The sequence below is a fragment of the Halorubrum salinarum genome (assembly GCF_013267195.1).
GTDB classification, from domain to species: Archaea; Halobacteriota; Halobacteria; order Halobacteriales; family Haloferacaceae; genus Halorubrum; species Halorubrum salinarum.
In genome coordinates, this window is record NZ_CP053941.1 from 1,875,250 (window position 1) to 1,892,920 (window position 17,671).

The window sequence follows — 17,671 nt, forward strand, 5'->3', positions numbered from 1 at the left end:
TGCGGATCGACGCCGAACACCTCCAAAGCCCCAGGCGCTCGGTGGGACCTGGTCGCTGCTGAGGTGGTTTTCAAAGCTCCAACCGCTCGGTGAGACGTGATCGCTGTTGCCGAGGTGATCTCCAAAGCCCCAGCCGCGAGGAGGCCGTACGCTCGCTGCGCGCTTCAGTCGCTCGCGCTGCTCGCTCCTTCCAGTGCTTGCGTCGCCTACGACCTCCTCGCGACTGCCCCTTTGAGTCCCACCCCGACCGCACAGCAACCGCACCTCACGCCTCCCCAGCCTCGTCGCTGGTCCCTCCGCTTCGCTCCGGGAGCCAGCGACTCCCTCGCGCGGTCGATTCGCGCCCTTCGGGCGCGCATCGGCACGCGCCACTGCTTGGTCTGGTTTATTAATCGGTCTGCGAAGCGGAGCGGGAAGTCCGCACCTACGAGTCAACGACGCTCGACGGGTCGGTCGCCCCCGCCTCGTCGGCGACGCGGCCGGGGAGGAACGTCCCGGTCTCTCGGCGGACGCCGAGGAGGAGGACGCCGCCGGCGAGCAGCGGCAGGGCGGCGCAGGCGGCGTATATCGGCGCGAAGCCGACCGCCTCGATGAGGGGGAGCGACACCATGGGGCCGAGCCCGCCCCCCACGTCGCCGAGGACGTTGTTCGTCCCGGAGGCGCGACCCATCCGCTCGTCGGGGGTGAGGTCGGCGAGCAGGGCCATCATCGGGCCGCTGGTCCCGCCCTGGCCGGCGCCGATGAAGACGCAGGCGAGCCCGAGAGAGAGGACCGACCCGGCCCGGGCGAGCAGCAGGAACCCGACGAACGAGACCGCGAGGAAGATCAGGAGGATGGGCGTCCGCGACTCGCGGGTGTCGGAGACCCGCCCGCCGACGAGCATGAAGGCGGCAGCCGAGACGACCGTGCCGGCCATGAACAGCCCGGAGGTCCCCTGCGGGGCGAGGCCGAACAGCGAGATGTCGTTCGCGCCGAGGAACAGCACGAGCGTGGAGAACAGCGCGCCGATGTACGCGAACATCAGCCCGAAGTTGACGAGCCCGACCGTCAGGGCCGGGACGGCGGTGTCGACCTCCCAGGGCTTGATCGAGTCGCCGGACCGGTCGCCGGTGACGTGCGTCTCCGGGACGTACCGGTACGCGACCACGCTCGCGGTGAGCGCGAAGGCGGCGGCGACGGCGAACGCCGCCACGTTGCCCGCGACCGCCGAGACGACCCCGCCGAGCACGAGGCCGGCCGGGAACCCCATCGTGATCCCGCCGCGGACGATCCCCATGTTCGTCCCGCGGTCGCCGCTGTCGGAGAGGTCGGCGGCGATGGTGTACGCGGTCGCGAACACCGCGGCGGAGCCGAGCCCCCAGAGGACCCGCGCGAGCAGGAACCACGCCTCGGGGGCGATCCCCGCCGGCACCGCGAGCGCGACGACGTACCCGAGCGTGGCGACCCCCTCGACGAACAGCCCGACGACGAACGGCGTGCGCGTCCCGTACCGGTCGACGAGGGCGCCGGCCGGCGCGTTCGCGACGAGCCGCACCCACCGGTTCGCGGAGAGGATCGCGCCCACCATGAACGCCGAGATGCCGAGGACCGCGCCGAGGTTCGGGAGGATCGGGAAGACGACGCCGCCGCCGAAGCCGACGAAGAACGTGCTCGCGATCACCGCGAGCAGGACCGGCGGCGGGCGCTCGAACCCGAAGCGGGTCATTCGGTGCGGTCCGTGGCGGCGTCGCTCCCCGGCTCGTCGGCGTCGAGCCGGAGCGCATCGATCGCCTCGTCGAGCGGCGGCAGTTCGACCCCGTCGGCGAGCAGTGGACCGACGATCCGCCGGAGCGCCGCCTCCGCGACCTCCCGGGTGTAGCCCTCGCCCTCGGCGTCGCGCTCGGCGCCGGCGAGCGTGATCTGTCGGGTCCGCGCGCCGTCGAGGGTCGCCACGAGCAGGGCTGCGGTCTCCTCGACGTCGACGTCGCGGAAGACGCCCGCCTCGATGCCGTCCGCGAGGATGTCGGCGACGGTCCCGCGGAGCAGCCGGTCGCTACGGGCCAACTGCTCGCGGATCCGCTCGTTGAACGGGCCCTGGGTGCGGAGCTCCAGCAGGGCGATGTGGAACGCCTCGCGGTCGGCCTCGTCGCGGGCGAAGACGAACCATCCCACGAACTGGACCAGCCGGTCGACGGGCGGGTCGTCCGCGCGGGCCGCGATCCGGTCCTCGGAGTCGGAGATGATGTACTCCAGGAAGGCGACGAGCAGGTCCTCCTTCGTGTCGTAGTGGTAGTGGAGCAGCGACTTGCTCTTCGAACACTCGTCGGCGATGTCCTGCATCGTCAGGTCGGCGTAGCCGTGAGCGCGGAGGGCGCTGTACACCCCGTCCATGATCTCCGCGGCCGCGCTCGGCGAGTCGCTCATTGACTGACCGGTCAGTCAACGAGCGGTAAATTCCTATCGGTCGGGGCCGCTCGGCGCCGAAACCGCTCGGCGCTGGAGCGACGCCCGTCCGCGGCGGGGCGCGCGACGGCGCCGCCGCTCGGCGGTCGAGAACAGTCGAAAAGCCGATTCGCCTCGGGTGTCGCCGACTTACAGACGGGTGACGTTCGACGCGCGCGGACCCTTGTCCGCCTCCTCGATGTCGAACTCGACTTCCTGACCCTCTTCGAGGTCCGGGCCGCCGACGTCCTCCATGTGGAAGAACACGTCCTCGTCCGCGTCGTCAGTCGAAATGAAACCGTAGCCGCCAGTGTCGTTGAAGAAGTCAACTTCGCCTTTCGCCATTGCGACCGTAGAAGCGGGACTGTGACATATAAGGCTTCCGCGACGATCCGCGGCGTGGAACGCCCTCGCACGGACCGCGTTCGCGGGTCGGATCCGTCTCGGAATTCGGCCGCTTGAGGCCCTCGTTCTTTCCGATTCCGCGCCGATCCGATTGGTCCGGGATCCGTCCGCGCAGGCCGCCGTGTTAGTAACTACTATACCAGCGCGGTCCAGAACCGTTAGGTATGAGTCAGTCGTACAATCGAGGCCTCATCGAGGACTTCGGCCGCTGGCGGGAGTTCGAGGCGGGGATGTGGGCGTGGATCTTCCACAAGTTCACGGGATGGGTGCTCATCGGGTACCTGTTCACGCACATCGCCGTCCTGAGTACGGGGATCCCGGCCGCCGGTGCCAGCGAAGCAGCGATCGCCGCGGGGAACGACGTGTACACGCAGACCATCGTCTCGCTTGAGGGGCTGCTGCTCGTCCGCCTCTTGGAGGTCGGCCTGCTCGCGGTGGCGGTCTTCCACATGCTCAACGGGACCCGGCTCCTCCTCACCGACCTCGGCATCGGACTGGACGCACAGGACAAGAGCTTCTACGCGTCGCTGATCCTCACGGGAGCGATCACCGTCGCGTCGGTTCCGACGTTCATCGCGGGGGCGTTCTGAGATGGCCGAGCGCTACTCCTCGTTCCAGTCGGGCGGCCGGATGTGGTTCCTCCAGCGGGTCACCGCTGTCTTCCTGCTGGTGGTGCTGGCGTTCCACTTCTTCCTGCTCCACTTCGTCCACCACGCGGACGAGGTGTCGTTCCTCGCCAGCTCCGCGCGGATGGAGCAGCTGAGCTACTACTCGCTGATGATCCTCTTCCTCGTGACGGCGACGTTCCACGGGGTCAACGGCGTCTACAACGCCCTGGTGAACCAGGGGCTCACCGGCACGAAACGCACCGTCATCAAGTGGACGCTCGTCGCCGCGAGCGTCGTGCTGATCGCGCAGGGAATCCGCACCGCGAACGCGTGGGCGGGCATCGGACTCTACTGAACCGACAATGAGCACGCAAATTCCGAAGCAGACCGAGGAATCGACCGAGACCGAGACGGAGCCCGCCTCGAAGGGCGACGAGCGCCGCGCCGAGAAGCGGCGCCGCGCGGCCGAGCGCCGCGAGCAGCGACAGGAGGAGGAGGCGGAGAAGGCGGCCGCCGACGAGAGCACGGTCGAGCTGAAGGTGTTCCGCTACGACCCGCAGGTCGAGGGGAAACAGGAGCCGCGCTTCGACACGTTCCACGTCCCGTTCACGAAGGGGATGACCGTCCTCGACGCGCTGATGTACGCGCGCGACACGTACGACTCCTCGCTCACGTTCCGGCACTCCTGCCGGCAGGCCGTCTGCGGATCGGACGCCATGTTCGTCAACGGAGGGCAGAAGCTGGCGTGTAAGACGCAGATCTCGGACCTCGAAGAGCCGGTCCGCGTCGAGCCGCTCCCGCACGCCGAGGTCACGAAGGACCTCGTCGTCGACATGGAGCACTTCTACGACCAGATGGAGGCCGTCGAGCCGTACTTCCAGACGAACGAGTACCCGGACGGCGAGCTCGAAGAGCAGCGACAGGACCGGGAGAACCGCGAGAAGATCAAGATGTCCACGCGCTGTATCTGGTGCGGCGCGTGCATGTCCTCGTGTAACATCGCCGCCGGCGACAACGAGTACCTCGGGCCGGCCGCGATCAACAAGGCGTACCGGTTCGCCATGGACGAGCGCGAGGGCGAGGAGATGAAACAGAAGCGCCTGGAGATCATCGAGCAGGAACACGGCGTCTGGCGGTGTCAGACCCAGTTCTCCTGTACGGAGGTGTGCCCGAAGGACATCCCCCTCACCGAGCACATCCAGGAGCTGAAGCGGGAGGCAGTCAAAAACAACCTGAAGTTCTGGTAAACCCGACAGACAGTATCAAGGGACTCCGGAACTTACGAAATTACATACCAACAATGTACGAACACGACGTCGTCGTCGTCGGGGCCGGCGGGGCGGGACTCCGGGCGGCGATCGCGGCACAGGAAGCGGGCGCGGACGTGGCGATGGTGTCGAAGCTCCATCCCGTCCGGTCCCACACCGGCGCGGCAGAGGGCGGGATCAACGCGGCGCTGCGCGACGCCGACTCCTGGGAGGACCACGCGTACGACACGATGAAGGGGTCCGACTACCTCGGCGACGCGCCCGCGGTCGAGGCGCTCTGCCAGGAGAGCCCCGAGGAGGTCATCCGCCTCGAACACTGGGGGATGCCGTTCTCCCGCGAGGACGACGGCCGCGTCTCCCAGCGGCCGTTCGGCGGCCTCTCGTTCCCGCGCACGACCTACGCGGGCGCCGAGACCGGCCACCAGATGCTCCACACGATGTACGAGCAGGTGGTCAAACGCGGGATCACGGTGTACGACGAGTGGCACGTGATGGACCTCGCGGTCACCGACGAGGACGATCCCGCCGAGCGGACCTGCCACGGCGTCGTCGCCTACGACATCCAGAGCGGCGAAATTAGCGGGTTCCAAGCCAACGACGGCGTCATCCTCGCCACCGGCGGGATGGGCCAGGTGTTCGACCACACCACGAACGCGGTCGCCAACACCGGCGACGGCGTCGCGATGGCGTACCGCGCCGGCGTCCCGATGGAGGACATGGAGTTCATCCAGTTCCACCCGACGACGCTGCCGTCGACCGGCGTCCTCATCTCCGAGGGCGTCCGCGGCGAGGGAGGCATCCTCTACAACAGCGAGGGCGAGCGGTTCATGTTCGAGCACGGCTACGCGAACAACGCCGGCGAGCTCGCCTCCCGCGACGTGGTCTCCCGCGCCGAGCTGACCGAGGTCAACGAGGGCCGCGGCATCGAGGACGAGTACGTCCACCTCGACATGCGCCACCTCGGCGAGGAGCGCATCCTCGACCGCCTGGAGAACATCCTCCACCTCGCGGAGGACTTCGAGGGTGCCGACGGGCTCACGGAGCCGATGCCGGTCAAGCCCGGCCAGCACTACGCGATGGGCGGCATCGAGACGAACGAGTTCGGCGAGACCGTCATCGACGGGCTGTACGCCGCCGGCGAGTGCGCCTGCGCCTCCGTCCACGGCGCGAACCGCCTCGGCGGGAACGCGCTGCCGGAGCTCATCGTCTTCGGCAAGCGCGCCGGCCGCCACGCCGCCGGCGAGGAGATGGGCGAGGCCGAGATCGAGACCGGCCGCTCGGGCGACTGGCAGCCGGCCGACTACGAGTTCGGCGTCGAGGTCGGCGAGACCGGCGGCTCGGGCCCCGCCGCGGCCGACGGCGGCGCGGTGGCGACCGACGCCGACAGCGTCCTCGGGGCGGCCGTCGACCGCGCCCAGGAGCGCGTCGAGGAGCTGCTCTCCCGGAAGGGGCGCAACCACGCGGAGATCCGCTCCGCCGTCCAGGAGACGATGACGGCCAACGTCAACGTGTTCCGCGAGGAGGGCCGCCTGGAGGAGACGCTCGAAGACCTCCGCGAGGCCCGCGAGGCGTACAAGGACGTCGCGGTGTCGGACCCGTCGCGGACGTTCAACACCGACCTCATCCACACCATCGAGACGCGGAACATCCTCGACATCGCGGAGGCGCTCACGATGGGCGCGCTCGCCCGCGAGGAGTTCCGGGGCGCCCACTGGCGCAAGGAGCACCAGGAGCGCAAAGACGAAGACTGGCTGAAGCACACGCTCATCTCGTGGAACGACGGCGAGCCCGAGCTGTGGTACAAGCCGGTCGTCCTCGAGGGCGAGAACAAGACGTACGAGCCGAAGAGCCGCTCGTACTGAGCCGTCCGGCGACGCGCGGCCGCCCGCGACCGTCCGCCGCGGGTCGGCGGCGACTCGCTTCGATACCCCCTCGCTTTCACCCGATCGATCCGGATCGTTCACGGTCTCCTATCCGTCGACGGTCGAAACCGACCGTCGATACGCGTCGATTTCCCGTTCGTTAATCGACGTTTCTCGCACGAGGTCCGAGAGAATCGACGGAAGACGCGCTCTCCGACGCCTTCCGGTAGTTTCGACGAACGTTGAATAGGGGATTTATTATCGTCGAACTACACGGATCGGACAAGATGATCGAGACGGAAACCGCGTCCGCGGCCGCCCCGGCGCTGCCCCGGGAGCTCCAGTCGCCCCGCGCCAAGCTCGTGTACCTCTACCTGACCACGAACGGCGACGCCACGGTCTCGGAGATGGGCGAGTCGCTCGGCATGAAGAAGCTCTCCCTGTACAGCATCCTGAAGACCCTCCGCAACGAGGGCCTCGTCGACTGCGACGGCGACTGTTACGTCCCCAACTGACGCGGCCGTGGCGCCGACCGCGCGGCCCCCGGGCTCGCGATCCCTCGCCCGCGACGCCGCCTTCCTCTCTTCGCGTTCCCCGCCGCAGCGGAGCGTTTAGGGTGGCGGAGCGCCCACATCGACCGTGGACGCGAACCAGACGGAGTTCGAGAACCCGTTCGCGATGGACACCGACTGCGAGAACTGTGAGGCGCTGTGTAGCGCCCGCGACCGCGTCGTCCACGGCTACGGCGACGTCGGTGCCGAGTTCCTCGTGGTCGGGACGGCGCCGACGGCGGCCGCCGAGCGCAACGGCGTCCCCTTCACCGGCGAGGGGGGCGGCGAGCGCGTCCAGTCTATCTTCGCCGACCTCGGCTTCGTCCGGTCGGCGCCGGACGCCGCGGAGCCGGACGTGCAAAACGTCTTCTTCACGAACCTCACGCGGTGTCGCCACCCGGAGCGCGGGCCGACCGACCGCGAGGTCGACACCTGCGAGCCCTTCCTCAACGCGGAGATCCGGATGATCAACCCGCAGATCATCGTGCCGGTCGGCGAGCGCCCGCTCAGGGAGTTGGCCGTCGAGTACACGACGCGCCGGCCGGACTCCTTCGACGTCGACGCGGAACACGCGACGACGATCCGCGGGCGGGGGTTCGAACTCGTGCCGATGACCGAGCCGGCCGCGATGACCGACGACGAGGCCGACGCCTTCCGCGACCACATGCGCGAGAACGTGTTGAGCCGGGACTACCGGCAGACGAAGGGGCGGCGGAGCCGGTAGCCCTCGCGGTCCGGCCTCAGTCGTCGAGGTCGACGTCGTCTAAGATCCCTTCGGTCGCGTCCCTGCTGTCCGCGCCGAACGCGCAGTCGACGAGGATGTGCCCGCCGAGCGTCGACGGCGAGATGACCTGGTCGGCGCCGGCGCGGCGGAGCTTGTCGACGTTCTCTCGCTGCGTCACCGCCGCGACGATCCGCACGTCCGGGTTGAGCTGGCGGGCGGTGAGGATGGCGAGCGCGTCGCGCGCGTCGTCCTCGGTGGCGGCGACGACGGCGCGGGCTCCGTCGAGGTTGACCCGTTCGAGCGGGTCGACGTCGCTGGGGTCGGCGGTGTACACGGGCACGTCGCGGTCCGTGAGCCGCCTGGCGACGTTTTCGTCCGGCGTCACCACCGCGTACTCAACGCCGTCGCGGGCGTCGAGCTCTTCGAGGATCGGTTCCGTCAGGTCCCCGTAGCCTAACACGAGGACGTGGTCGTCGAGGAGGTCTATCTGTCTGTCTGTCATTTTCCCGAGCGCCTTGGAGAGCTGCGCCTCGATTGCGGGCGTGAGGAGGACCCCGAGCGCCACCGCGAAGGCGGCGACGTTCACCACGAGCGACGAGAGCGCGAACAGCTGCGCGATGTCGGAGGCCGGGCCGGTCGCCGGGTGGATGTCGCCGTAGCCGACCGTCGAGGCCGTGACGATCGTGAAGTAGAACGCGTCGACGATCGTCTCGATCCCCTCGAACTGGTCCCTGAGGGCGTACGAGCCGACCGTTCCGTACGCGACCGCCCCGACGAGCGCCGCGCCCGCCGCCAACTGCGTGGGCGAGGGGCTGAACCGCCGGTCGAACCGCCCCCGGTTGATCACGAGCGTCGGGGCGGACAGGACGGACAGCGCCACGAGCGGGAACGACAGGACGGACGCCTGCATCAGCCCCTGGAGGGCCGTCAGCGGGAGCAACACCGCCGTCGAGTACCATCCCACGCGGTACCCGTTCCGCAGTGCGAACCCGCTCCCGAACATCGCGAAGCCGGTTATCGTCCCCGTGAACCCGACGGTCTGCCGGACGACGCCGGGCACGTACGGGGCGAGCGGCCCGTCGACGCCGAGTCCCCCGATCTGCGCGAGCCCGGCGAGGATGGAGAGGATCGCGACCCCGAACGTCAACGCGATCGACGCGCGGACGGTAACCCAGTCCCGGGTCAGCTCCATATCCTCGGGTCGCCGAGACCGAACTTAAACCCCGCGAGGCAGGTCGGACCGGCGTCGCCGACCGCGCCCGCGTCGCGGCTCTCGGGACGCCGTCCGCGGCGACACACGTATAACCGCCCCGCCGGTTGAGGGCCGTATGTCGCTGCCCGTCGAGATCGTTTTCGGCGTCTACCTTGGCGTCATCACCGGGATCGTCCCCGCGCTGGTGGCCGGGGCCCTCGGGTTCGTGTTCAAGTACGTCACGGACGTGACGATCCCCGGGCTCGGGGTGGTCGTGCTGTCGCTCGCCATCGCCGGCGTCAACGGCGGGTTGCTCGCGCTCAACGACGAGACGATCCGGTCCTCGGAGCGCGCGCCGGCGATCCTCACGGCGATCGTCGTGGTGCTCATGCTCTCGATGTACGCCCACGCGCAGGGGGACAAGCTCGGCGCCAGCGTCCCGAAGCGCATCTCGCTCAAGCAGCTCCGCGACCGGACGCTCTCGACCGACGTGATCGAGCTGGTCGGCGGCCGCGGGCGCGTCTCGGTCGAGGTGACCGGCGAGGTGAACGACATGGAGGGGTACCCGCCGCTGCCGGCGGACACGCGCCGCGCGATCGTCGACGGCGACTGGGCGTTCCCCGCTGACCTCCCGCTCGCGGAGCTCGAAAGCCGGTTCGCGGAGCGGCTCCGGACCGAGCTGGACCTCGCCGACGTTGCCGTGCGGATCGACGAACAGGCGCGCGCGACGGTGTCGGCCGCGCCGCCGACCGGCGCGCTCTCGAAGCGGGTGCCCGCCGGGAAGCGCGCGGTGTCCGTGTCGGCGCTGGTCCCGACCGGCATCGCCCGCGGCGATATCGTCCGCGTGATAACCCCGGACCTCGACGCCGAGGGCGCCGTGATCGCCGCCCGGTCGAGCGGGAAGCCGGAGCCGGGGGCCACCGCGGCGGGCGGTGACACCGCCGCCGCGGGCGACGACCCGGACCCGGACGACGACGCCCGGACGGACGGCGGCGAGGAGGCCGTCGCCGCGCCCCCAGCGGCGACCGCGCCCACGACGACCGGCGGCGAGGGGCGCGTCACGCTCGCGCTCGACCGCTCGGAGGCGACGGCGCTCCTCCGGGCCGACCGCGGGCGCGTGCTGGTGCTGTCGCGGGGCACCCGCCGCGAGTACGAGCTCACGGCCCTGCTGCGTCGGGCCGGGAAGCGGTTCCGGAAGGTCTCGGTGGTCGCCGACGGCCCGCTCGACGGCCACACGATCGGCGAGGCCGAGGTCCGCGAGGCGTACGGCGTGGCGGTCCTCGCGGCGCGTCACGAGACGTGGACGGTCGCGCCGGACGGCTCGCAGTCGCTGTCCGCCGGCGACGACCTGTTCGTCGTCGGGAGTCGCGACGCGCTCGACCGGTTCGCGGAGGTGGCTGCGTGAGTCCCCTGCTCGTCTCTCTCGGCGGCGCAGACGGGCTCGCCGCGGCCGCCGACGCCGGGACCGCCGCGGCCGACCTTGCTCTCGCCGCCGTCGGCGTCGGCTTCGCGCGGCCGTGGCAGGCGGCGGTCACGCTCGTCATGTTCGCGGCCGTCGCCGTGCTCGTCGCGGCCGGCGCCGCGCTGGCTTACCGCTGGTACTTCCGCACGGAGATTCCGGAGGGGGTGACCTGGCTCCTCGGCGTCTCGGTCGTCGCGCTGTACCTCAACACGACCTCGCTGGGGTCGGTGGCGGTCGGGGACAACCCCGCCCTGCTGGCGCCCGAGAGCGTCTTCTTCAACCTCGTCTCGCTCGGCGTCGCGGCGGTGACCGCGCCCGTCGGCCGGTACGCCGGCGACCGGCTCGCGGTCGACGTGTTCGCGCTCTCCGGCGCCAAACAGCTCGATGGCGAACTGAGCGGGATCGTGCGCGCAGTCGGGCGCTTCACGGCGGTCACGCTCCCGTCGGTCGACGAGATCCGCGACATGGACACGTACGACCCGGTCTCGGCGGACAAGAAGACGGAGCTCGCGGAGACCACCCTACTCTTCCCGCGGAAGCTCTCCGCGGCCGAGCTCCGCGAGCGGCTCATCGCCCGGCTCAAAGACGAGTACGGGGTCGGCTACGTCGACGCCGACCTCGGCGCGGACGGGACCGTGGAGTACTTCGCGGTCGGCTCCCGCGCCGCCGGGCTCGGCCCGACGCTCGCGCCGGGGTCGGCCGCGGTCGCGGTCGCGGCGGACCCGCCGAACAACGCCACGGTCGGCGACACGGTTCAGCTGTGGCGCGACGACCCCGAGCCGGAGCGGGTCGCGACCGGCGAACTGCGCGGCGTCGCCGGCGACGCCGTCACGGTCGCGCTCGACGAGTCGGACGCCGAGCGGCTGACCGACGAGGGCGGCTACCGGCTCGTCACGCTCCCCGCGGAGCCGCAGGCCGACCGCGAGTTCGCCTCCCTGCTGCGCAACGCGGACGAGACGATGGCCTCCTTCACCGTCGCGGCCGGCAGCGACCTCGACGGGAGCACCGTCGGGGAGGTCGGGGCCGTCGTCGCCGCGGTCCGACCGGCGGGCGGCTCCGTCGAGCCGATCCCGCCGCGGGCGTACGCCTTCGGCGCCGGGGACCTGGTGTACCTCGTCGGCCGCCCGGGCGCGATCCGGCGGTTCGAGGCCGCCGCCGCGGCGCCGGCCGAACCGGGCTCGGGCGACGGCGCGGCCGAGGTGCCGTCGGCGGCCGCGCGCGACGCCGAACTCGACGCCGACGCCGCGGTCGGGGACGCCGGCGACGCCGACGACGCAGACGCGGACCCCGACGGGACGCAACGCTCTTGAGTCGCCCGCGCGGGGATCCGGTATGGAGTGGAAGCTGTTCGCCGACCTCGCGGAGATCGCGGGCGACCGCTCGGTGGCGGTCGACGCGGGGCCGGGCGACACGGTCGGCGACGCGCTCGACGCGCTGCTCGACGCACACCCCGACCTGCGGGACCGCGTGATGGAGGACGGCGCCGTCGCGGACCACATCAACGTCCTCCGGAACGGGCGGAGCGTCCGCCACGACGAGGGGCTCGACGCCACGCTGGAGCCGGGCGACGAGCTCGCGCTGTTCCCGCCCGTGAGCGGCGGCCGCTCCGTCCGATAGATCGGTCGTTTCAAACGCGCGCCGGCCCCATCCGGAGCCATGACCGACAGCGACGAGGGCGATCACGGCGACGACGGCGGCCACGACCCGCACCGCGAGGAGTTCCACGAGGACCCGGTCGGCCACACGCGCGCGACCGCCGGGATGACGGTGAGCGAACTCGTCGACGGCTACGGCGACGCGGGGATCGGCGCCGCCGCGGTCAACGAGGCCGGAGACGTGCTCGCGGAGATGTTCGCCAACGAGGACTGTACCGTCTTCCTCTCGCTGGCGGGCGCGATGGTCCCCGCCGGCATGCGTCGGATCGTCGCCGACCTGATCCGTGACGGCTACGTCGACGCCTTGGTGACCACCGGGGCGAACCTCACCCACGACGCCATCGAGGCCATCGGCGGGAAACACCACCACGGGCGCACTCGCGACCCCGAGAAGACGCCGCGCGAGCACGACGAGGGGCTCCGCGACGAGGGTGTCGACCGCATCTACAACGTCTACCTCCCGCAGGAGCACTTCGCCGACTTCGAGGGCCACCTCCGCGAGGAGGTGTTCCCGGCGCTGGAGGCCGACCCGGACGACGCGGGGAGCGGCGCCGTCTCCATCGCCGACCTCACGCGCGAGCTCGGCCGCGCGAACGCCGAAGTCAACGAGCGCGACGACGTCCCCGAGGGGCCGGGCGTCGCGGCCGCCGCCTACGAGCACGACGTGCCGGTCTACTGCCCCGCGGTCCAGGACTCCGTGTTGGGGCTTCAGGCGTGGATGTACGCCCAGACCGCCGACTTCACCATCGACGCCCTCGCGGACATGACCGAGCTGACGGACCTCGCGTTCGAGGCCGACGACGCGGGCTGCCTGCTCGTCGGCGGCGGCGTCCCGAAGAACTTCACGCTCCAGACGATGCTCGTCACGCCCCGCGCCTACGACTACGCCGTCCAGGTCACGATGGACCCCGAGGCCACCGGCGGGCTCTCCGGCGCGAGCCTCGACGAGGCGCGCTCGTGGGGCAAGCTTGAGAAGGACGCGCGAAACGCCTCCGTCCACGGCGACGCGACCGTGATGCTCCCGATGCTCGTCGCCGCCGCCCGCGAGCGCGTAGAGTAGGCGCGCGAGCGCGATTCCGTCCACGACCACGTCATCGCTTATGAACCGATTCGCGGTGGCGCGTGCCTTCGAACGCCCGCAGGGCGTGAGGAGCACGCGCGAGGGCGTCGGCCGACCGGAGGGAGGCCGACGAGGCTGGGGAGGCGTGAGGTTGCGGTGCTGTGCGGGGCGGGACGCAAAGGGGCAGCCGTGAGGGCGAAGGCGCGCGACGCAAGGACCGCAGGCGCGAACGGAGTGAGCGCCGAGGACCGCAGCGAGCGCACCGAGCCCTCGCGGCTGGGGCTTTGACGATGCCCGTCGTCGCTGATCGGTTCCTCCCCCGACCCGAGCGGTCGAGAACATCTACCCCACCGAGACCCGATTATCTCCGCGGGTCCAGATCCATCGCCTCGGCGAGCAGCGCGTGCGACTCCAAGGCGTCGTCGTGGTCCGGTACCGTGTGCTGGATCATCACCTCGTCGACGCCGACGCGGTCGGCCAGCTGCTCTAAGAGTCCAGAAATCGTCTCGGGGCTCCCCGAGATCGACCGCGGCCACTCGTCGTCGTCCAGCGTCGCGGGCGTCGCATCGGGCGCCCCGCCCAACTTCTCGATCGCCTCTTCCTCGGTCGGCGTTTCGTCTCCCAGTTCGCCGCGTTGCATCCGCCGGAACGTCGCCTCCGCCGGCGCGCGACGCCGGGCCGCCGCCTCGTCCGTCTCGGCCGCGACCGCGTTGACCGCGACCATCCCCCGCGGCTCGTCGAGCGCCCCGAGTCCTCCCTCGGGGTCGAACGCCTCGCGGTACGCCGCGAACGCGCGCTCGGCGAATCCGGGCCGGATGAACCCGGCGAAGCAGTAGCGGAGGCCGAGCTCGCCAGCGATCTCGCCGCTCGACGGGCTCGACCCGAGCACCCACGGGACGGCCGGCCCCGAGTCGGAGCCCGGCACCGAGAGGTCCGAGTAGGGGTGCTCCGGCGGGTAGTCATCGCGGAGGTGGTTCACGACCGCGGTGATCCGCTCGCGGTGGTCCTCGTTCGGGTCCTCGACGCGGCGGTCGGTGCCGAGCGCGCGGTCGGACGCGGGCGAGCCGTTCGCGCGGCCCATGCCGAGGTCGACGCGGCCGGGCGCCAGCCCGTCGAGGACGCCGAACGACTCGGCCACCTTGAACGGGCTGTAGTGGTTCATCAGCACCGCGCCGCTGCCGATCCGGATCGCGTCGGTCGCGCCGGCGAGCCGCCCGAGCAGCACCTCGGGCGTGGTGCCCGCGAGGCGGTCGCCCATCCCGTGGTGTTCGGCGACCCAGAACCGCTCGTAGCCCAGTCGCTCGGCGTGTTTCGCGGCGTCGACCGTGTTCGAGAACGCGTCCGCCGCGGTGCCGCCGCGGGGGACCGGCGAGAGGTCGACGACTGAGAGGTCCATACGCCCGCTCGGCGACCGCCGCGTGAAACGGTTTGGGTCCCGGCGGCGTCGTGGCGGATCGCAACCCCGGATTCCGTGCGGTGGCGCGTGCCGATGAGCGCCCAGCGGGCGCGAGTCGCACGCGCGAGGGAGTCGCTGGCGGCTGGCGCCGCCAGCGACGAGGCTGGGGAGGTGTGAGGCTGCGGTGCTGTGCGGGGCGGGACGCAAGGGGGCAGTCACCGGCGGCGGAGCCGCCGGTTGCCCGTGGCGCGTAGCGCCACGCTGCCGCGAGGGCGAAGCACGCCGCAGTAAGCACCGCAGCGAGTGATCGAAGCGAACGAGCGAGGCGCGTGGTTCGAGAGAGCGAAGCTCTCTCGTCATCCCGAAAATCTCCGATTTTCGGGCGACAACAAGGCGCGCGAGTCCTCGCGACTGGGGCTTTGGCGGTGGTCACCGCGGAGTCAGCGATCTCGTACAGTCGAGCGACTGATACTTCGAGAGTGTCCGTCGTTCCTCCACGGTAAACGCGTAGCTACGCGAGTGAAAGCGAGAAGAAACCGAAGAGACGCCGGTTCAGTTGTCGCCGTTCTTCGACTGCCAGGCGTAGTCGCGCCGGGAGGCGGACTCGCCGAAGCCGCACGAGGAGCAGCGCTCCTTCTTGACGTGGTAGGACTTCTCACCGCAGCGTCGACACTTCACGTGGACCGTCTTGTTCTTCTTTCCCTGAGAGGGCGTACCTGCGCCGGTCATGCTTTGATGGTGACGACGTTATCGCCGCGTATAATCGTTGTGTCTTCGATCGCGACGGCGAACTCGCCGTCGAGGTCGTCGTCGACGCGGTCGTCCACGTCGGCCTCGGGCTCGATGACGACGTTCATGTGCTGGTCGTAGCCGCCGAGGACGCCGTAGTAGGTCGTCCCGTCCTTCAGGTGTACCGTCACGGGCTCCTCGAGCGACGCTTCGAGCACGTCGAGGGGTCGTCCACTCATTGTTCGATCGCCGCCCGTCGCGGTAATAAAAATACCGGGACGGAGCCCCCGAGGCCGGTCGGTTTGACACGACCGCGGGCCCGCCGCTTCGGACCGACCCTCACGCCAGTCGCTCGCGCACGAACGCGGTCGCCGGCGGGACCGCCCGCGCGTACAGGGCGGCGTACGTCAGCTCCGCCTGGGTCCGCCTCGGGGCGGCGTACCCCGCGTCGATCTCGTCGGCGACGCGTTCGAGCGAGGCCAGCGCCGGGCGGACGAACCGCGCCGCGAGCGGGTCGCCGCCGTCGACCGCCGCGACGGCCTCGCGCGCCCGCTCCGCGGCCGACCGGAGCGACGACTCCGACGGCGGCTCCCGGTGGCGGCCGTCGCGGATCGCCTCGACGGCCCGCCGCCGCGCCTCAACCGTCGCCAGCGCGGTCCCGGCTTCGATCACCGCGGTGGCGTAGTTCCCGTTGTCGGACGCCCGCTCGACGTCTCTGACCGCCGACTCCGTCCGCCGGTCGGTCGCGACCGCCAACTCCTGTGCCACGGTCCCGCTCAGGTCCTCGTCGCCGGGCGCCGCCTCGTCGCCGGTGCGCCGCCGCACCTCCGCGCGCGTTCGGCGCACCGACCCGTCCAGCACGTCCGCGGCCGCGACCAGCGACGCCCACCGCGGGCCGAGCCCCTCGCGGTCGCCGTGAAACGCGTCGCGGAGGCCCGCGGCGTCGGTCGCGGCGGCCCGCGCGCGCTCGACGTCGCCGACCGCGTCCCCGGCCCGGAACGGCGCCGCGACCGGGTCGTCCGGGTACCTGACGGTGGGAACCAGGTGCCGCGCGCACGCCGCGAGCAGCGACTCGACCGGCTCGTAGGCGAGCGCCGCCGCCGCCGTCGCCTCAGCGCGGTACTCCAGGTCGGCCGCGAGCGCCGCCCGGTCCTCGCGGACGGCGCGGCGCCGGGCGGTCAGGGCCGCCCCGTCGTCGACGCCGGTTGCCGCCCGGTGGGCGCCGCGGACCGTCGCCGCCGTTCCGCGGGCCCGCCGCCGCGCGCCGAGGGCCTCGGTCGGCCACGGGTCGGTCGGCTCCGCGTCGACCCGCTCGACCGCCCGCGCCCTGTCGTCGGCGATCGCCGCCGCGACCGCCGCGTTCGGAAGCGACGGCTCCGCGGGGACGGCGTCGAGCAGGTCGCGGGCGTGCGACACGTGGGCCGCCGCGAGGGCGTCGGGGACGGTCGCGGGGAACGGTGCGGAGGGCCACTCGGTCGCGTCGACGAGGTCCGTCGGCACCGCGGCCGCCTCGCGGCGCTCCGTCTCGCCGCCGGCGAACGGGAGGCCGGAACAGCCGGCGACCGCCGCCGCGCCCGCGGTCGCGACCCCGGCGAGGAACCGTCGCCGGGACCCGCCCTCTTCGGTCACGCGCCATCACCCCCCGAGTCGGCCGACGAGGCGTTGAACGCGGCCGGCGGCTCCCGCCGCAGGCAGGAGCCGCTCATGCCCCTCCCGCTCCCGGTCGAGTGGTCGGCGGCGACCGGGAGCCGGATCGCGAACCCGACAGTGTGGATCGCGTCCGCGTCGCACTCGACGTCGGCCGGGCGGTACGCCCGGCAGAAGTCTGCGTGGGGGTGGAGGTCGCCGTCCGCGAGCTCGTCCGGCTCGACCGACACGGACCGGAACCGGACCTCCCGACACGCCCGCACCGGCATCGAGAGGAGGTACGCCGACGCCGACTCGAAGTCGGTCGCGGCGAGGAACGTCCGGAGCCGTTCGCCCGCGCCCGTCCCGGCGAACGTGAGCTCGTCGAGGTCCGACGCCGCGACCAACACGCGGTGCGTCTGCCGCCGCTGCGGCGCCCGCTCGTCGGCCGACAGCGACGGCAGCTCGTCGCCCTCGGCGACCAGCGCGCCGCCGCGCTCGTCGCGCGCCTTCTCCAGTTCGTAGTCGTCGATCGGTCGGTCGCTGCTCGGGTAGCTGTTCGACGCGGTCTCGCTGCCGGCGCAGCCGGCCAGGGCGGCGATCCCTGACGCGGCCGCGAGGAGGGCTCGGCGGCGGGGAACGTCCGTCATCGGCGGCGGTTCGGCGGAGAGCCTGAAACGCTTTGTGGGACGCGACCCTCCCGCGACGGACC

19 protein-coding genes are annotated in these 17,671 nt (G+C 71.5%); 10 read left to right on the plus strand and 9 right to left on the minus strand.

What is annotated here, in order from left to right:
* Positions 1-424: 424 nt before the first annotated feature.
* The 3 genes from HPS36_RS09535 to HPS36_RS09545 all read right to left on the minus strand — a co-directional run bounded on the left by HPS36_RS09535 (position 425) and on the right by HPS36_RS09545 (position 2,766).
* Positions 425-1,705, minus strand: a complete 1,281-nt coding sequence (locus HPS36_RS09535) for an MFS transporter (protein WP_173229964.1) — start codon at positions 1,703-1,705, stop codon at positions 425-427.
* The gene (locus HPS36_RS09540; protein ID WP_173229965.1) at positions 1,702-2,403 is read right to left on the minus strand and encodes a TetR/AcrR family transcriptional regulator; all 702 of its coding nucleotides are present in this window, start codon (positions 2,401-2,403) and stop codon (positions 1,702-1,704) included. Before HPS36_RS09540 ends, HPS36_RS09535 begins: the two co-directional genes overlap by 4 nt.
* A gap of 168 nt (positions 2,404-2,571) precedes the next feature.
* Complete coding sequence (locus tag HPS36_RS09545; protein ID WP_004596869.1) at positions 2,572-2,766, minus strand: cold-shock protein; 195 nt, start codon at positions 2,764-2,766, stop codon at positions 2,572-2,574.
* A gap of 224 nt (positions 2,767-2,990) precedes the next feature.
* Here HPS36_RS09545 and sdhC point away from each other — a divergent pair, with 224 nt between their 5' ends.
* The 6 genes from sdhC (at position 2,991) to HPS36_RS09575 (ending at position 7,839) form a co-directional block, all read left to right on the plus strand.
* A complete protein-coding gene (sdhC, locus tag HPS36_RS09550; protein WP_053770748.1) occupies positions 2,991-3,416 on the plus strand; it encodes a succinate dehydrogenase, cytochrome b556 subunit in 426 nt (141 codons plus the stop codon).
* 1 nt (position 3,417) lies between these two features.
* A complete protein-coding gene (locus HPS36_RS09555; protein WP_004596874.1) occupies positions 3,418-3,789 on the plus strand; it encodes a succinate dehydrogenase hydrophobic membrane anchor subunit in 372 nt (123 codons plus the stop codon).
* A gap of 7 nt (positions 3,790-3,796) precedes the next feature.
* Complete coding sequence (locus HPS36_RS09560; RefSeq protein WP_121562831.1) at positions 3,797-4,681, plus strand: succinate dehydrogenase/fumarate reductase iron-sulfur subunit; 885 nt, start codon at positions 3,797-3,799, stop codon at positions 4,679-4,681.
* Positions 4,682-4,734: 53 nt separating this feature from the next.
* Positions 4,735-6,564, plus strand: a complete 1,830-nt coding sequence (locus HPS36_RS09565) for an FAD-binding protein (protein WP_137705441.1) — start codon at positions 4,735-4,737, stop codon at positions 6,562-6,564.
* A 287-nt stretch (positions 6,565-6,851) separates the two neighbouring features.
* Complete coding sequence (locus tag HPS36_RS09570) at positions 6,852-7,079, plus strand: helix-turn-helix domain-containing protein (protein ID WP_053770751.1); 228 nt, start codon at positions 6,852-6,854, stop codon at positions 7,077-7,079.
* Between the two features lie 124 nt (positions 7,080-7,203).
* Complete coding sequence (locus tag HPS36_RS09575; RefSeq protein ID WP_173229966.1) at positions 7,204-7,839, plus strand: uracil-DNA glycosylase; 636 nt, start codon at positions 7,204-7,206, stop codon at positions 7,837-7,839.
* A 16-nt stretch (positions 7,840-7,855) separates the two neighbouring features.
* Here HPS36_RS09575 and HPS36_RS09580 read toward each other — a convergent pair whose 3' ends face one another.
* The gene (locus HPS36_RS09580) at positions 7,856-9,031 is read right to left on the minus strand and encodes an NAD-binding protein (protein WP_173229967.1); all 1,176 of its coding nucleotides are present in this window, start codon (positions 9,029-9,031) and stop codon (positions 7,856-7,858) included.
* Between the two features lie 136 nt (positions 9,032-9,167).
* Here HPS36_RS09580 and HPS36_RS09585 point away from each other — a divergent pair, with 136 nt between their 5' ends.
* From HPS36_RS09585 to HPS36_RS09600, 4 genes are read left to right on the plus strand one after another with little or no spacing between them, the layout of a single operon-like run.
* Positions 9,168-10,436 (plus strand): potassium channel family protein, encoded by a 1,269-nt coding sequence (locus HPS36_RS09585; protein WP_173229968.1) that lies wholly within the window; start codon positions 9,168-9,170, stop codon positions 10,434-10,436.
* A gap of 5 nt (positions 10,437-10,441) precedes the next feature.
* Positions 10,442-11,803 carry a potassium transporter TrkA gene (locus HPS36_RS09590; protein WP_394353801.1) on the plus strand — a complete coding sequence of 454 codons (1,362 nt, stop codon included), beginning with the start codon at positions 10,442-10,444 and terminating at the stop codon, positions 11,801-11,803.
* Positions 11,804-11,825: 22 nt separating this feature from the next.
* Positions 11,826-12,110, plus strand: a complete 285-nt coding sequence (locus HPS36_RS09595) for a ubiquitin-like small modifier protein 1 (RefSeq protein ID WP_173229970.1) — start codon at positions 11,826-11,828, stop codon at positions 12,108-12,110.
* 39 nt (positions 12,111-12,149) lie between these two features.
* A complete protein-coding gene (locus tag HPS36_RS09600; protein ID WP_137716592.1) occupies positions 12,150-13,208 on the plus strand; it encodes a deoxyhypusine synthase in 1,059 nt (352 codons plus the stop codon).
* Positions 13,209-13,569: 361 nt separating this feature from the next.
* Here HPS36_RS09600 and HPS36_RS09605 read toward each other — a convergent pair whose 3' ends face one another.
* The 5 genes from HPS36_RS09605 to HPS36_RS09625 all read right to left on the minus strand — a co-directional run bounded on the left by HPS36_RS09605 (position 13,570) and on the right by HPS36_RS09625 (position 17,609).
* Complete coding sequence (locus HPS36_RS09605) at positions 13,570-14,604, minus strand: LLM class flavin-dependent oxidoreductase (protein ID WP_173229971.1); 1,035 nt, start codon at positions 14,602-14,604, stop codon at positions 13,570-13,572.
* 552 nt (positions 14,605-15,156) lie between these two features.
* Positions 15,157-15,333 (minus strand): 50S ribosomal protein L37e, encoded by a 177-nt coding sequence (locus tag HPS36_RS09610; RefSeq protein ID WP_053770758.1) that lies wholly within the window; start codon positions 15,331-15,333, stop codon positions 15,157-15,159.
* Entirely contained in the window at positions 15,330-15,572 is a 243-nt protein-coding gene (locus HPS36_RS09615) for an LSM domain-containing protein (RefSeq protein ID WP_017344111.1), read from the minus strand. Before HPS36_RS09615 ends, HPS36_RS09610 begins: the two co-directional genes overlap by 4 nt.
* 100 nt (positions 15,573-15,672) lie before the next feature.
* The gene (locus HPS36_RS09620; RefSeq protein ID WP_173229972.1) at positions 15,673-16,962 is read right to left on the minus strand and encodes a hypothetical protein; all 1,290 of its coding nucleotides are present in this window, start codon (positions 16,960-16,962) and stop codon (positions 15,673-15,675) included.
* On the minus strand, positions 16,959-17,609 hold the full coding sequence (locus HPS36_RS09625; RefSeq protein WP_173229973.1) for a hypothetical protein: 651 nt from the start codon (positions 17,607-17,609) through the stop codon (positions 16,959-16,961). The genes HPS36_RS09620 and HPS36_RS09625 overlap by 4 nt, the downstream gene beginning before the upstream one ends.
* Between the last annotated feature and the right edge of the window lie 62 nt (positions 17,610-17,671).